At 72.9% G+C, this 14,321-nt stretch carries 17 protein-coding genes; 4 read left to right on the forward strand and 13 right to left on the reverse strand.

What is annotated here, in order from left to right:
• The first annotated feature begins 453 nt into the window (after window positions 1-453).
• Window positions 454-1,101: an SCO3374 family protein gene (locus tag ABD269_RS18390; RefSeq protein WP_344119130.1), complete on the forward strand. Its 648-nt coding sequence runs from the start codon at window positions 454-456 to the stop codon at window positions 1,099-1,101.
• On the opposite strand, the gene ABD269_RS18395 is transcribed toward ABD269_RS18390, so the two are convergent.
• The 11 genes from ABD269_RS18395 to ABD269_RS18445 all read right to left on the reverse strand — a co-directional run bounded on the left by ABD269_RS18395 (window position 1,032) and on the right by ABD269_RS18445 (window position 9,799).
• On the reverse strand, window positions 1,032-1,367 hold the full coding sequence (locus ABD269_RS18395) for a histone-like nucleoid-structuring protein Lsr2 (protein WP_301893404.1): 336 nt from the start codon (window positions 1,365-1,367) through the stop codon (window positions 1,032-1,034). The genes ABD269_RS18390 and ABD269_RS18395 overlap by 70 nt on opposite strands.
• Window positions 1,368-1,527: 160 nt before the next feature.
• Complete coding sequence (locus ABD269_RS18400) at window positions 1,528-2,046, reverse strand: amino-acid N-acetyltransferase (protein ID WP_301893405.1); 519 nt, start codon at window positions 2,044-2,046, stop codon at window positions 1,528-1,530.
• 9 nt (window positions 2,047-2,055) lie between these two features.
• Window positions 2,056-2,451, reverse strand: a complete 396-nt coding sequence (locus tag ABD269_RS18405; protein WP_301893406.1) for a BlaI/MecI/CopY family transcriptional regulator — start codon at window positions 2,449-2,451, stop codon at window positions 2,056-2,058.
• 155 nt (window positions 2,452-2,606) lie between these two features.
• On the reverse strand, window positions 2,607-2,771 hold the full coding sequence (locus ABD269_RS18410) for a hypothetical protein (protein WP_301893408.1): 165 nt from the start codon (window positions 2,769-2,771) through the stop codon (window positions 2,607-2,609).
• 67 nt (window positions 2,772-2,838) lie between these two features.
• Entirely contained in the window at window positions 2,839-3,570 is a 732-nt protein-coding gene (locus ABD269_RS18415; protein WP_344119135.1) for a hypothetical protein, read from the reverse strand.
• 129 nt (window positions 3,571-3,699) lie between these two features.
• Window positions 3,700-4,383 carry a hypothetical protein gene (locus ABD269_RS18420; RefSeq protein ID WP_344119137.1) on the reverse strand — a complete coding sequence of 228 codons (684 nt, stop codon included), beginning with the start codon at window positions 4,381-4,383 and terminating at the stop codon, window positions 3,700-3,702.
• A gap of 98 nt (window positions 4,384-4,481) precedes the next feature.
• Complete coding sequence (locus tag ABD269_RS18425) at window positions 4,482-5,279, reverse strand: type III pantothenate kinase (protein ID WP_116213202.1); 798 nt, start codon at window positions 5,277-5,279, stop codon at window positions 4,482-4,484.
• Window positions 5,279-6,289, reverse strand: coding sequence for a carboxylating nicotinate-nucleotide diphosphorylase (gene nadC / locus ABD269_RS18430; protein ID WP_344119140.1), 1,011 nt, complete (start codon window positions 6,287-6,289; stop codon window positions 5,279-5,281). The genes ABD269_RS18425 and nadC overlap by 1 nt, the downstream gene beginning before the upstream one ends.
• The gene (locus ABD269_RS18435) at window positions 6,286-8,010 is read right to left on the reverse strand and encodes an L-aspartate oxidase (RefSeq protein ID WP_344119142.1); all 1,725 of its coding nucleotides are present in this window, start codon (window positions 8,008-8,010) and stop codon (window positions 6,286-6,288) included. The genes nadC and ABD269_RS18435 overlap by 4 nt, the downstream gene beginning before the upstream one ends.
• Window positions 8,007-8,882, reverse strand: coding sequence for a pantoate--beta-alanine ligase (gene panC, locus ABD269_RS18440; RefSeq protein WP_344119144.1), 876 nt, complete (start codon window positions 8,880-8,882; stop codon window positions 8,007-8,009). Before panC ends, ABD269_RS18435 begins: the two co-directional genes overlap by 4 nt.
• Complete coding sequence (locus ABD269_RS18445; protein ID WP_301893414.1) at window positions 8,879-9,799, reverse strand: Rossmann-like and DUF2520 domain-containing protein; 921 nt, start codon at window positions 9,797-9,799, stop codon at window positions 8,879-8,881. Before ABD269_RS18445 ends, panC begins: the two co-directional genes overlap by 4 nt.
• A 183-nt stretch (window positions 9,800-9,982) precedes the next feature.
• On the opposite strand from ABD269_RS18445, the gene ABD269_RS18450 reads away from it, so the two are divergent.
• The gene (locus ABD269_RS18450) at window positions 9,983-11,215 is read left to right on the forward strand and encodes a threonine aldolase family protein (RefSeq protein ID WP_344119148.1); all 1,233 of its coding nucleotides are present in this window, start codon (window positions 9,983-9,985) and stop codon (window positions 11,213-11,215) included.
• Here the strand turns inward: ABD269_RS18450 and ABD269_RS18455 are convergent.
• A complete protein-coding gene (locus ABD269_RS18455) occupies window positions 11,126-11,491 on the reverse strand; it encodes a hypothetical protein (RefSeq protein WP_344119150.1) in 366 nt (121 codons plus the stop codon). The two genes, ABD269_RS18450 and ABD269_RS18455, sit on opposite strands and share 90 nt — an antisense overlap.
• 98 nt (window positions 11,492-11,589) lie before the next feature.
• On the opposite strand from ABD269_RS18455, the gene ABD269_RS18460 reads away from it, so the two are divergent.
• Complete coding sequence (locus ABD269_RS18460; protein WP_301893418.1) at window positions 11,590-12,672, forward strand: DUF5937 family protein; 1,083 nt, start codon at window positions 11,590-11,592, stop codon at window positions 12,670-12,672.
• A 69-nt stretch (window positions 12,673-12,741) separates the two neighbouring features.
• Here ABD269_RS18460 and ABD269_RS18465 read toward each other — a convergent pair whose 3' ends face one another.
• On the reverse strand, window positions 12,742-13,350 hold the full coding sequence (locus tag ABD269_RS18465) for a short chain dehydrogenase (protein WP_344119153.1): 609 nt from the start codon (window positions 13,348-13,350) through the stop codon (window positions 12,742-12,744).
• Window positions 13,351-13,457: 107 nt separating this feature from the next.
• Here ABD269_RS18465 and ABD269_RS18470 point away from each other — a divergent pair, with 107 nt between their 5' ends.
• Window positions 13,458-14,312: a LysR family transcriptional regulator gene (locus ABD269_RS18470; RefSeq protein WP_344119155.1), complete on the forward strand. Its 855-nt coding sequence runs from the start codon at window positions 13,458-13,460 to the stop codon at window positions 14,310-14,312.
• Window positions 14,313-14,321 lie beyond the last annotated feature (9 nt).

Here is a 14,321-nt window from a genome sequence, read left to right on the forward strand (position 1 = left end):
CCTGTCCTTCCGCATGCTAGTCCCGCGGGACGGGACAGCTCATTCCAACTGCCGACATCCGTCCGGATCACCCCCGCGTCGGCGGGGAAACCTGCTGCCGAACAGCCGACAACTCCTCCAACCCGATGGTGGGAGACGATGTTCCCGCAGGCCAGGCATATACGCTCACCACCACTACGCCCATGGCGAACGCACCCCTGGCCCGACACGCCCGCTCGGCACCCCACCACCGCCCCCGGTGGTGCGCTCCGACGCTGCTGTACCGCCTCTTTCCCACTGGGAATGTCTTACCCGTAAGCACCGGCGGTCCATGCGGCGCGGCCCCCGCCCCTCAGCTACGGGCGAACAACCTCGCGCCTTCCGGAGCCTCCGTGCGCCCCTTGCCCCTTATACGGAGCGTGCCCAACTACCAACCCTGCGTAACCTCTTGGGCGCTTCTCAGTTGCACCGCGTATGACCGTTGCCCTCCCGCGCCCCTGCGGCCCCGCATCTCCATGGTGCCAGGCACGCCACTGGTACGAGCACGAGCTGAACTGGCCGACCACCGGCGAGGAACCCCTGGAGCTGGTGACCGGGGTGCGCTTCGACGTCCTGGACGTGCCGCTGGACGCCGGGCGCGCGGTGCTCGCCCGGGTGCGGACCGGGCCCGTCGCGCTCGACGAGCGAGCGCGGAGGCTGCGGTTCCTGATCGCCGCCGGCAGCGCGGACGAGCTGCCGGGGCTGCTCGACTGGCTGGAGTGGGGCGGGGTGGCCCTGGATCTGACCGCCCTGGGGTCGGGCGGCCGGGTGGTCGCACCTGTGCCCGCCGGCGAGGGCCGCGGGCACCTCGTGGCGCTCGGCACGGGGAAGGCCGTGTGGGTACGACCTCCCGAGCCGGGGTGCGAGGTGGAGCCGACGCTGCCGGTGACCGGCCTCGGGGGCGATGGGGGCGCCCCCGATCTCGTACGGCTCGTGAGCGCGGCGGCGACGGAGTGCCACCGTGCCCGGTTGCTGCGCGCCGGGGACGCGCGCACGCGTCAGCCGACGGCAGATCAGCCGTTGGCCTTCTCGTACGCCTCACGGATGTCGGCGGGGACGCGGCCGCGGTCGTTGACGCTGTAGCCGTTCTTCTTGGCCCAGGCGCGGATCTTCGCGGTGTCGGGGCTGCCACCGGTGGCGGCGCGGGCCTTGCCACGGCCACCCGCGGTGCGGCCGCCGGTGCGACGGGCGGACTTCACGTAGTCCGCGAGCGCCTCGCGCAGCTTGTCCGCATTGGTAGCGGTGAGGTCGATCTCGTAGGACTTGCCGTCGAGCGCGAACGTCACGGTCTCGTCCGCCTCGCCACCGTCGAGGTCATCAACAAGAAGGACCTGAACCTTCTGTGCCACGGGGAATCCTTTCAGTGGAAAATGGGATTACGGAGGAATAGCAAACCGCCTTTCTCTGAAAAACACAAACCCCCCGGGAAGGTTCAGCCCGCCTTCCGCGTGGGAACGATGCCTTCCGGAGGTCTGGGATAGGGGCGCGATTCGGACATAGGGACCGCGATCACAGATGCAGAAGCATCCGGCTGTTGCCAAGGGTGTTCGGCTTCACCCGTTCGAGACCCAGGAACTCGGCAACGCCCTCGTCATAGGACCGCAGCAGCTCGCTGTAGACATCCCCGTCGACCGGCGTCTCGCCGATCTCCACGAAGCCGTGCTTCACGAAGAAGTCCACTTCGAAGGTGAGGCAGAAAATGCGCCGGACGCCGAGCCAGCGTGCCGTCTGGAGCAGCTTGCCCAGTACCGCGTGGCCGACTCCGGCGCCCTTGACGGCCGGGTCCACCGCGAGAGTGCGCACCTCCGCGAGGTCTTCCCACATCACGTGGAGTGCGCCGCAGCCGACGACCTCGCCGTCGGCGTCCCGCTCGGCCACCCAGAACTCCTGGATGTCCTCGTAAAGCGTGACCGTGGCTTTGTCGAGCAGGATCCGCTCACGAACGTACGTGTTGATGAGGCGGCGCACCGCCGGGACATCACTGGTCCGGGCGCGGCGGACGGTGACGACTTTTGATTGTGCGGGCATGCCCGGACGCTATCGCTCGGGAGCCCCGGCGCTGTCGGCGGGCCCGTCGAGTTGGACGATGTGGATGGCGTCGCGCAGGGCTTCGCGTTGTTCGGCCGACATCATCCCGAAGAAGGCGACGAGTGCGGCCGCCGGGTTGTCACTGACGGACCACGCTTCGTTCATCAGTGCGGCCGAGTAGGCGGCCCTGTTGGAGACCGCCTCATATCGATAGGCGCGGCCTTCCGCTTCCCGCCGGACCCAGCCCTTCTGATACAGGTTGTCCATTACGGTCATGACCGTGGTGTAGGCGATCGACCGTTCCTGCTGAAGGTCTTCCAGCACTTCTCGAACAGTGACCGGTCGGTTCCAGTCCCACACGCGCGTCATCACGGCGTCTTCCAGATCACCCAGGCGTCGAACCACACGCGAATAATAGTGGGAGATGTCTAGAATGCCGGTTTATCCGGGCAGGAAAAAGGGCGCACGGCCGAGAAATGCGGTCTCGGACCGTACGCCCTGAGGACGCGGTACGCCCAAACGGCAGACCCGCCCTTCGGCGGGAAGTCGGGGGCGCCGCCCTAGGAGGCCTGGTCGGCACTCCCGGCGCGGGCCAGGGCGGCGTCGACGATGGCGTCTTCCTTCGCCTTGTTCTCGCCACCTTGGCTCTTGACGATCGTCACGATCAGCGCGATGAATGCGACCGCCATCACCACGGGCGGGACCAGCGCTGCGACATAGTCCATGGCCGTCGGCTCCTTCTGGTTCTGGATTCTGCGATTGCCTGAGCGACCCGTCCAGATTACGCGCGCATCAGGCCGGCCGGACCCGGGGGTCGGCAACCTCGGACCCCGACGGCGGGGGAACCTTGCGCCGCGGGGGAAAGACCTCGCCGGGGGTGGGAATGGGGCGCTCGGGCCGCGGCGACTTCGGCGCGGGCGCCGACGGGGCGGGTTTCTGCTCGGGCTTGGGTGCCGGCTTCGGGTCGGGGCGAGCCTCCGGTGCCGCGATCGCCGTCGCCCCGGCCGCCCGGCCGCCCGCGAGGGCGAGCAGCCGCGCACGCGGCTCCGGCCGGGACATGGGCACCCCGCCGGTGACCGAGCGGTCGGCCAGCCGTGCCCGTACGCCGAGCTCCGCGAGGTGCTCGCAGCGGTGCAGCAGCGCGCGGCGGCGGTCCGCCTCGGCACCCCCGGACGGCCCCGCGCAGAGCGTGCGCAGCGCCTTGAGGTCCTCGGCACGGGGCTGGTAGCCCGCCGAGAGGGCGTTCTGGAGCCGTTCGGTGTAGCCGGCGGCGGTCCCGGGCAGGGCGGCGCGGTAGCGGATGAGGTCGGCGAGGAGGAAGGCGCGCAGCCGGCCACCCTCGTGGGCCGCCTCGTCCACGGACTCCGCGAGCCGGAGGCACTCGCGCACCTCTTCGTCCCGCTCGGGGCCGGGGCTCCTGGGCACGGACTGGGGGTCGAGGGCGATGGCGAGGGCTCGGCGCAGCACGCGCAGTTCGTCCGCGCTGAACGCCATGCCGCCGCGTGTTCCATAAGGCGTGGGCATGCGCCGACTTTAAGTGCTAAGCGGACAAAATTGTCCGATCGGTGCATTTCGGGCGTGGCATGAGTGTTTGATCGCGGCTCGTCGCCAGGTACGGCTTCCGCTCCTGCGGGCCGTCCTCCGTCGGCCCCGTCAGCGCTGGCGGCGGCGGGACGCGCCCAGGGCTATCGCTCCCGCCGAGAGGGCCGTGCCCGACGTGGTGGCGATGAGGAGGGTGCCGTTGGTGCCCAGGTCCTCCGTGCGGGCGGGCGGCGGGGCCGGGGGCAGGATCTCCACGTGGATCGGGGCCGAGTCGTTGGCCGGGTCCGGGTCGGGCGCCTGCTCGGCGTCGTGGTCGAGCACCTGGACCCGGCCCTCCGCGCCCTCGACCTTCCGGTCGATGCGGACCTGGAAGCGCAGCGTCTCCTGGTCCCCCGCGGGGAAGTCGTCGCCGATCGCGCAGACGTACGCGGCCGGGCCGGTGGGCGTCGCCTTCGCCACGCACGGCTGCCGGCCACCGCCCTGCGGCGGGCGCGCCGCGGTGATGGTGGTCCCCGCGGGCGGGATCACCTCGTATGTGCCGGCACCGTGACCGCCGCGGACGGCCGCGGGGGCGGGGCCGCCGTTCCTGACGCCCAGTTCGACCTCGACAGTCTGGCCGACGCGGCCCACGACGGGATGGGCGACGGCCTGGTAATCGGCGCGCGACGGCCCGTCGGCGCTCACCGGCCCGACGGCCAGGCCCAGTCCGGCCGCCGCCACCGCGCCGACGGCCGCAAGCCGCCGCATTGTCCGCTTCCTGCGCATACGCTCCACGCCCATCATGTGCACGATCATGTCCCGCAGCTGACAGGACAGTTGGAGCGGCCCCCCGGTTGCGCCCGCGGAGCATTCCCTACGAGCGCACCACGCTCCCGACCGTACCCGCCGGGGTCCTAGGTGCGGGCGACATTGCGCTCGTACACCAGGCGCAGGCCGATGAGCGTGAGCCAGGGCTCGTGCTCGTCGATGACGGACGCCTCGCCGAGCACCAGCGGCGAGAGGCCGCCGGTGGCGATGACCGTGACGTCGTCCGGGTCGTCGGCCAGCTCGCGGGCCATCCGGGTCACGACGCCGTCGACCTGGCCCGCGAAGCCGTAGAGGATGCCGGACTGCATGGCCTCGACCGTGTTCTTGCCGATGACGCTGCGCGGGCGGGCCAGCTCGATCTTGCGGAGCTGGGCGCCCTTGACGCCCAGCGCCTCCACGGAGATCTCGATGCCGGGGGCGATCACTCCGCCCGCGTACTCCCCGCGCGCGCTGACCGCGTCGAAGGTGGTGGCCGTGCCGAAGTCGACGACGACGCAGGGGCCGCCGTAGAGCTCGACGGCCGCCACGGCGTTGACGATGCGGTCCGCGCCGACCTCCTTGGGGTTGTCCATCAGGATCGGCACCCCGGTCTTGACGCCCGGTTCGACCAGGACCGCGGGGACGTCGCCGTAGTAGCGGCGGGTGACCTCGCGGAGCTCGTGCAGGACGGCGGGGACCGTGGAGCAGATCGCGATGCCGTCGATGCCGTCACCCAGCTCCTCGCCGAGCAGCGGGTGCATGCCCATCAGACCCTGGAGCAGGACGGCCAGTTCGTCGGCGGTGCGGCGGGCGTCGGTGGAGACCCGCCAGTGCTCGACGATGTCCTCGCCGTCGAACAGGCCGAGGACGGTATGGGTGTTGCCGACATCGATGGTGAGCAGCATCAGGCGGTCTCCTCCCGGAGGTCCAGGCCGATGTCGAGGATCGGGGAGGAGTGGGTGAGCGCGCCGACCGCGAGGTAGTCGACGCCGGTCTCCGCGTAGGCACGGGCGTTGACCAGGGTGAGGCGGCCGGAGGACTCCAGCATGGCGCGGCCCGAGACGAGTTCGACCGCCTCGCGGGTCTGCTCGACGGTGAAGTTGTCGAGCAGGATCAGGTCGGCGCCCTCGGCGAGGACCGGCTCGATCTGGTCGAGCCGGTCGACCTCGACCTCGATCGGCACCTCGGGGAAGCGCTCGCGGACGGCGCGGAAGGCGGCGGCGACGCCACCGGCGGCGACCACGTGGTTGTCCTTGACGAGCGCGGCGTCGGACAGCGACATGCGGTGGTTGACGCCGTCGCCGCAGCGCACCGCGTACTTCTCCAGGGCGCGCAGGCCGACCGTGGTCTTGCGGGTGTCTCGGACGGCGGCCTTGGTGCCCTTGATGATGTCGGCCCACTCGCGGGTGGCGGTGGCGATGCCGGACAGGCGGCAGAGCAGGTTGAGCGCGCTGCGCTCGGCGGTGAGCAGGTCGCGGGTGCGGGTGCGCACGGTCAGCAGCTTCTGGCCGGCCGACACCCGGTCTCCGTCCTCGACGTGCCGCTCGACCTCGAACTCGTCGGTGCAGACGACCGAGAGGATGGCCTCGGCGATGCGCAGACCCGCGACGGTGCCGTCCTCACGGGCGGTGAAGTCGCCGGTGGCGACGGCGTCCTCGGGGATGGTCGCGACGGTCGTGATGTCCTCGCCGCCGTCCAGATCCTCCTCGACGGCGAGGTGCGCGATGTCCTCGACCTGGAGCGGGTCCAGGCCCGCGCCCGCGAGCAGCTCGGCGAGCGCGGCGTCGAGCCCGCACTCCATGGCGTCCGCCTCGAACGTCTCACCGCAGCCACAGCCGTCGCCGCAGCCGCCGGCCGCGGCTTCCTCCTCGGACAGGCCGATCTGGTGCAGGGGAAGATCTTCGGTGGTGCTCACGGTGTCTCCTTGAGGGCGGCGGGAGTGACGGGCGGGACGGCTGTGGTGGACAGCGCGGGGAAGGCTGCGGAGTCCGTGCGGGAGACCGCGAGCGTACGGTCGGGGCGCAGGGTGACCAGGAGGTGGCGGCGCCAGGTGGAGTCGGCGCGGTCGGGGAAGTCCTCGCGCCAGTGGCAGCCGCGGGTCTCCTCGCGGCGCAGGGCGGCGGCGACCAGGACGCGGGCGACGAGCAGGAGGTTGGTGGCCTCCCAGCTCTCGGTGCCGGGCTCGGCGGTCTTGCCGTCCGTCTCCAGCGTGGTGACCGCCTGGGAGAGCAGCGCGTCCAGGTCGGCGGCGGCCCGCTCCAGGCTCTTCGCGGAGCGCAGCACTCCGGCGCCCGTGGTCATGATGCGCTGGATCGCGAAGCGGGCTTCGGGGGCGAGGAGGGGGGTGACCGGCCGGTCGGCGACGGTGGCCTCGCCCGGTGCGGCGGAGTCGTCCGCCGCGATGTCCGCGGCGATGCGCTCGGCGAAGACCAGGCCCTCCAGGAGGGAGTTGGACGCGAGGCGGTTGGCGCCGTGGACGCCGGTGCAGGCGACCTCGCCACAGGCGTACAGCCCCGGCAGCGTCGTGCGGCCGTGCAGGTCGGTCCGTACGCCGCCGGAGGCGTAGTGCGCGGCGGGCGCGACCGGGATGGGCTCCGTCACGGGGTCGATGCCGTGGGCGCGGCAGGCGGCCAGGATGGTGGGGAAGCGGTGGGCCCACATCTCCGCGCCGAAGTGCCGGGCGTCGAGGTACATGTGCTCGGCGCCGAGCTCCTGCATGCGGCGCGTGATGCCCTTGGCGACGATGTCGCGCGGGGCCAGCTCGGCCAGCTCGTGGGCGCCGACCATGAAGCGGTGGCCGTCGGCGTCGACGAGGTGGGCGCCCTCGCCGCGGACCGCCTCGGACACCAGGGGCTGCTGCCCCTCGGCGTCGGGGCCGAGCCACAGGACGGTCGGGTGGAACTGGACGAACTCCAGGTCGGAGACCTCCGCCCCGGCGCGCAGGGCGAGGGCGACGCCGTCGCCGGTGGAGACGGCGGGGTTCGTGGTCGCGGAGAACACCTGGCCCATACCGCCGGTGGCCAGCACGACCGCCTTGGCGCGCACGGCCCCGACGCCGTCGTGGCAGCCCTCGCCCATGACGTGCAGGGTGACACCCGCGGCGCGGCCCTCGGAGTCCTTGAGGAGGTCGAGGACGAGGGCGTTCTCCACGGTCTTGATGCCCGCGTCGCGGACGGCCTCGACGAGGGCGCGGGAGATCTCGGCACCGGTGGCGTCGCCGCCGGCGTGGGCGATCCGGCGGCGGTGGTGGCCGCCCTCGCGGGTCAGCAGGATCTCGCCGGTGTCGCTGTCGGTGTCGAAGAGAGCGCCGGTGGCGATGAGGCGGCGCACCGCGTCGGGACCCTCGGTGACCAGCGCGCGCACGGCCTCGTCGGAGCAGAGCCCGGCACCGGCGACGAGGGTGTCGTCGAGATGCTGCTCGGGGGTGTCGCCGTCGCCGAGCGCGGCGGCGATGCCGCCCTGCGCCCAGCGCGTGGAGCCGTCGTCGAGGCGTGCCTTGGTGACGACGGTGACAGCGGCCCCGGCGGCGGCACAGCGCAGCGCGACGGTGAGCCCCGCGACGCCGGATCCGACGACGACCACGTCGGCGTCGACGGACCAGCCGGGCCGGGGTGCGTGCAGCCGTATGCCGGTCATCGCTGTGCTCCGGTTTCCGCGAAGGTCAGGGGGATGTTGTCGATGAGGCGGGTGGCGCCCACCTTGGCGGCGACGGCCAGGACCGCCTCGCCGGTGTGGTCGTCGGGGATCTCGGTGAAGTCGGCGGGGTCGACGAGGGCCAGGTAGTCGAGGACGACCGGGGGCTCCATCCGTGCCGCGTCGTCCAGGACGGCGCGGGCGGAACGGCGGACGGCCGCGGGGCCCTTCGCGACGGCTGCCTCCGCGGTGAGCAGGGCGCGCGATATCTCCAGGGCGGAGGCGCGGTCGGCCTCGGAGAGATAGCGGTTGCGGCTGGAGAGGGCGAGGTTGTCGCCCTCTCGGACGGTGGGGACGCCCACGATCTCGACGGGGAAGTTGAGGTCGCGGACCATGCGGCGGATGAGCGCGAGCTGCTGGGCGTCCTTCTGGCCGTAGAGCGCGACGTCGGGCCGGGTGAGGTGGAGCAGTTTGGCGACGACGGTGAGCATGCCGTCGAAGTGGCCGGGGCGGCTGGCGCCTTCGAGGCGCTCACCCATGGGCCCGGCGGTGATCCGCACCTGGGGCTCGCCGCCGGGGTAGACCTCGTCGACGGCGGGGGCGAGCACGATGTCGGCGCCGGCCTTCTCCGCGATGACGATGTCGGCGTCGAGGGTGCGCGGATAACGGTCGAGATCTTCACCCGCGCCGAACTGGAGGGGGTTGACGAAGACGGTGACGACGACCTGGCCCTCCGGCCCCACGAGCTCGCGGGCGGTGCGGACCAGGGTGGCGTGGCCCTCGTGGAGGGCGCCCATCGTCATCACGACGGCTCGTCGGCCCGCGCGGGGCAGGGCGTGCAGCTCCTCTGCCGTACGGGTGAGCTGGGTGGTCATTCGTTGCCTCCGTCCGCGAGGACGCCGAGCAGGTCCTCCGCCAGTTCCGGCTTGAGCAGGCCGTGCGCGAGGGCGCGGTCCGCGGTCGTGCGTGCCATGGCCAGGTATCCGGCGACGGCGTGGGGTGCGTGGGTGCGCAGTTCCGCGATGTGGGCGGCGACGGTGCCCGCGTCGCCGCGGGCCACCGGGCCGGTGAGGGCGGCGTCGCCGCTGCGCAGGACGTTGTCGAGCGCGGCGCCGAGCAGGGGGCCGAGCATGCGGTCGGGGGCGGCGACGCCCGCGGTCCGCAGCAGGTCCATGGCCTGGGCGACCAGGGTGACCAGGTGGTTCGAGCCGATGGCGAGGGCCGCGTGGTAGAGGGGGCGGGTGCTCTCCGCTATCCACTCGGGCTCGCCGCCCATCTCGATGACCAGGGCCTCCGCGGCGAGCCGCAGCTCGTCGGGCGCGGTGACGCCGAAGGGGCAGCCCGCGAGCCGCTCCACGTCCAGCTGTGTGCCGGTGAAGGTCATGGCGGGGTGCAGGGCGAGCGGCAGGGCACCGGCCCTGCGCGCCGGGTCGAGGACGGCCGTGCCGTGCCGGCCCGAGGTGTGCACGATGAGCTGGCCGGGGCGGACGGCGCCGGTCTCGGCGAGCCCGGCGACCAGTCCGGGGAGGACGTCGTCGGGCACGGTGAGCAGCACCAGATCCGCGCGCGCGAGCACCTCGGCGGGCGGGACGAGGGGCACTCCTGGGAGCAGGTCGGCGGCTCGGCGCACCGAGGCGTCGGAGACTCCGGAGGCGGCGACCGGGCGGTGCCCGGCGAGCCGCAGCGCGGCGGCCAGCGAGGGGCCGACACGGCCCGCGCCGACGACGCCGACGTTGAGCCGGGCCGGTCGGTCCTGTGGGCTCGGGTGCTGCGGGATGGGTTGTGCGTTCACGCGGCGATGGCCTTCCGTTCCAGTCCTGGGGTCCCCCATGCCGCAGGCCAGGGGCGGGTACCGGACGATTCCTTCGTCATGCTACGCGAGTGTGCGGCGGCCGATTCCGAACGTTCCAGCCCTGTGGATAACCCGCCTGTGGATAACTCGGGCGGTGTTCCGGAGATGCGCCATCATCGGCACATGGCTGACGACAGGACCTGGGAAGACACCGAGGCGGCGACGGCGGAAACCGGCGCGGCAGAGCCGGAGGAAGGGCTGAAGGAGGGGCCGAGCGTGGACCGGGCGCGCAGGGTCGCGGCCGTGCGGGGTTCGGAGCGGGTCCTCTCGGCGGGCCTGCCCGTGGCGACGATCGCCGAGCGGCTGGCGGCACTGTCCGACCGGGCCCCCGCGGGCCGCGGCCTGGACGAGCAGGCGGATGTGTACGGCGACGGGATCGTCGGCGAGCTGGAGCGAAAGGTCGCGGAGCTGCTGGGCACGCAGGCCGCGGCGTTCTTCCCGACCGGCACGATGGCGCAGCAGGTGGCCCTGCGGTGCTGGGCGGGGCGCACCGGCAGCCCGGTGGTGGCGCTGCACCCCATGTCCCATCTGGAGAAGGACGAGCGCGGCGCGTACGCACAGGTCTCCGGCCTGCGCGCGGTGCGTCTCGCGAGCGGTGCCCGGCCGCCGACGGCCGCGGAGGTCCGCGATCTCGACGAGCCCTTCGGGACTCTCGCGCTCGAACTGCCGCTGCGGGGTGCGGGCTTCCTCCTGCCTACGTGGGAGGAGCTCACCGCCGTGGTGGAGGCGGCCCGCGAGCGGGAGGCGGTGGTCCACTTCGACGGCGCGCGGCTGTGGGAGTGCGCGACCCACTTCGGTGTGGGTCCGGCCGAGGTGGCGGCCCTCGCCGACTCGGTCTACGTGTCCTTCTACAAGTCGCTCGGCGGCATATCGGGGGCCGCGCTGGCCGGGCCCGCGGAGCTGGTGGAGGAGGCGAGGGCGTGGCGGCACCGGTACGGCGGCAATGTCTTCCAGCAGTGGCCCGCGGCGCTCGCGGCGCTGTCCGGGCTGGAGCGTGAGCTGCCCCGGCTTCCGTCGTACGTGGCGCACGCCAGGGTCGTGGCGGCGGCGCTGGAGGAGGGTTTCCGGGCGGCCGGGGTGCCGTGGTTCCGGGTCAATCCCCGGGTGCCGCACACCCACCAGTTCCAGGTGTGGCTGCCGTATCCGGCACCCGCGCTGGAGGAGGCCGGGGTGTCGCTGGCGGAGGAGACCCGTACGACGGTGTTCGACGGCTGGTCGTCCTCCGACGTGCCCGGTCTGTCGTTCACCGAGGTCACGATCGCCTCGTCAGCACTGAGCTGGACGCCCGAGGCGGTCGTCGAGGCGGTCGGCGCGGTCCTGGCCCGGGTTCCGGCGGGCGCCGGAGGCGCAGGGTGAGGCGGGCTCCGCGGTCCGGGCCTCCACCGCGGGGCGGGCGGCGACGCGGGCCACCGGGTGCGCCGGGGTGCGCGTCCCCGGCCGGAGGAAGGAGAGCAGGGCGTTCCAACGGGCGCGGCGGGCCGCGGCGCGCTCGTCGACGACGGCCCGGAAGTCCCGCCAGGTGCGGAACTCGCGGAGGGCCCGGAGCTCGCCCTCGCCCGGGGTGAGCGGGGCGGGCTCCTGATGCTGGGCGGCGCGGTAGAGGTCGAGCATGTGCTGCTGGGTGGCGTTCATGTCCCCACCCTGCGCCGGTCGCGAAGCCACTGGCGCGCCAATTGACGAGGACCGTCAATCGACGGCCCGACCTGCGAAAAGAGAGGCACGATGAGCACATGAGCGTGGACATCGACATCACCGGACTGCCGCTCGAGCGCATCCAGTTCTGCCCCTCGCCGCTGGCGGAACTGGGCGCGATGCTGCACGCGCTGGCCGAGCCCGGGCACCACCCGGGGCTGCACGCCTGGGCCACCACCACCGCCTCCTCGCTCAAGCCCGACCTCGCCGACCGGCTGACCGAGGCGGACTTCCTGTGGCGCTCCACGCGCTCGGACATCCTGCTGCCGGCCGTCCCCCGGGCCACGCTCGCCGAGGAGCTCGACGACCTCGACCGGATGGACGACGAGACGTTCACGTCCGCGGCCTTCGAGGTCACCTGCTTCTCCGGTTACGAGAAGGGCTGGCCGTCCCCGCTGGTCGACTCCGGGCAGCGGGCGCGGGTGCTGGAGCTCTCCGCCGCGCGCGGGCCGCGGCAGGCGGCGTTCGCGGAGCGGATGCTGGAGACCCCCGGGGTCCTGCGCGCCTGGCTGCGGCGCCTCTTCGAGGACTGCGAGCAGGCGTTCTTCGGTGACAACTGGCAGCGGGTGCGGGTGCAGCTCGCCACCGACGCCCGGCACAAGGCCGACCTCCTCCAGCACAAGGGCCTCGCGGAGGCCCTCGCCGCGGTCTCCCCCGCCGTCTCGCTCAGCGAGGACCGGTCCCGCATCGTCGTCGACAAGCTGGCGAACGGGCGGACCACGGCGTACGGGCAGGGGGTGACGTTCCTGCCGACCGCCTTCGGCTGGCCGCACCTCTTCGCCGTGCACCGGTCCGGGTGGAAGCCGGTCATCCAGTATCCGGTGACCGCCACCGAGCTCCCCCAGCCCACGGGCCCGCACCTGGTGCAGCAGCGGCTGGAGGCCCTCGCCCACCCGGTGCGGATGCGGCTGTGCCGCACCCTCTCGCGCGGCCCCCACACCACGGGCGAGCTGGCGGCGGCGTACAACCTGACGCCGCCCGAGGTGTCACGGCACATAGCCGTGATGAAGAAGGCGGGGCTGCTCAGCACTCGGCGGCGCGGACGGTACGTGCTCCACCAGCTGGATCTGACGACGGTGGCGCGCCTCGGGAGCGACTTCCTGGAGACCGTGCTGCGGTGACGCACCCCAGGTGACGGGCCCCCGGGGCCGCCCGCCGCTCCCAACCGCCGTTCCCGACCTGCCACTCCCCTACGCCACCTCGTAGATCCGCCCCGTCTGGCGGCCCTCGACCGAGCGGACGTAGGCGTTCGCGACACGGCTGAGCGGTACGGACTCCATGCCGGGGAAGAACGCGCCATAGGCGTCGAGGGACTCGGTGACCACGGTCGGGCTGACGGCGTTGATCCGCTGCGGCGGGAGCTCGATCGCGGCGGCGCGGACGAACGCCTCCACCGCACCGTTGGCCGCGGAGGCGGCGGCCCCCGCGAGGATGGGCTCCTGGGTCAGGACGCCGCTGATCAGAGTGAAGGACCCGGCCGGGGACAGGTGCCGCGAGCCCTGCCGGACGAGCTCGATCTGGCTCAGCGCCTTGCCCCGGAAGGAGGCGGCGACGTCGTCGGCGGTCAGCTCGCCGAGCGGCTTGAAGACGGCGTCGCCCGCCGCGCACACGACCGCGTCCAGGCCGCTCCCGCCCGCCACCCGCTCGTACAGCCGCCCCACGGCCTCGGGGTCGGTGATGTCGCAGACCACGTCGCCGCCCGTACGGCCGACGGTGATCATGTCGTGGCCGCGCCCGGCCAGTGCCGTGCGCACCGCGCCGCCCAGGGTGCCGGAGGCGCCGACAAGGAGAATCTTCATGCTGTCCGTCCAGGGAATCGTCGAGAAGCAACAGGAACGACTCCGACGCTAATCAGCCCCTCGCGCACCCGGAAATGCCTTCTGCGCAGCGACTATGCTCCCCACGCATGGATGTGGAACTGCGTCACCTCAGGGCATTGGTCGCCATCGCCGACGAAGGCACCGTCACCGCCGCGGCCACGCGCCTGCACCTGACCCAGCCCGCCCTGTCCCGTACGCTCGCCCAGCTCGAACAGCGGGTCGGGGTCCGCCTCGTCGAGCGCTCGTCCCGCCACCTGACCCTCACGCCGGCCGGCCGGACCCTGCTGGAGCACGGCCGGGCGATCCTCGCCCACATGGACGCCGCCCTCGCCGACACGGCGGCCGTCTCCCGCCCCCTGCGGATGGGGTACAACTGCGCGGTCCTCGGGGAGCTCACCGTGCCGCTGCTGCGCTCCTGGCGTCAGGAGCACCCGCACATCCCGCTGGAGCTGCGCCGGATGGACAACCGCACCGCCGGGCTCGCCACCCGCGAGGTCGACGTGGCGATCCTGCGGGTCCTGCCCACCGACCCCCGCATCCACGCCGAGGCGCTCTATCTGGAGGAGCGCGTCGCCGCGCTGCCCGACGACCACCCGCTCGCCGGCCGGGACGCCGTCACCCTGGCCGAGCTCCGCGTCGAGACGCTCGCGGTCTGCCCGGAGACCGGCACCGCGGGCGTCGAGCTCTGGCCGGTGGAGCTGCGCCCGAGCCGTACGACGGAGGTCCGCAACGTCGACGAGTGGCTGACCGCCGTCTCCGCGGGACAGGCGATCGGCCTGGCGGCGGCGGGCACGCGGGAGAGCCACGCGCACCCCGGGGTGCGCTATGTCCCCGTCACCGACGCCCCGGCGGCCACGGTCTATCTCGCCCGCCCCGCCCAGCCGACGCACCCGGGCACGGACGACTTCCGGGAGGCGGTGCGCGCCGTCGTGTGCGCGTAGACCGTGTGC

It is taken from the genome of Streptomyces blastmyceticus, from assembly GCF_039521185.1.
Classification (GTDB): domain Bacteria; phylum Actinomycetota; class Actinomycetes; order Streptomycetales; family Streptomycetaceae; genus Streptomyces; species Streptomyces blastmyceticus.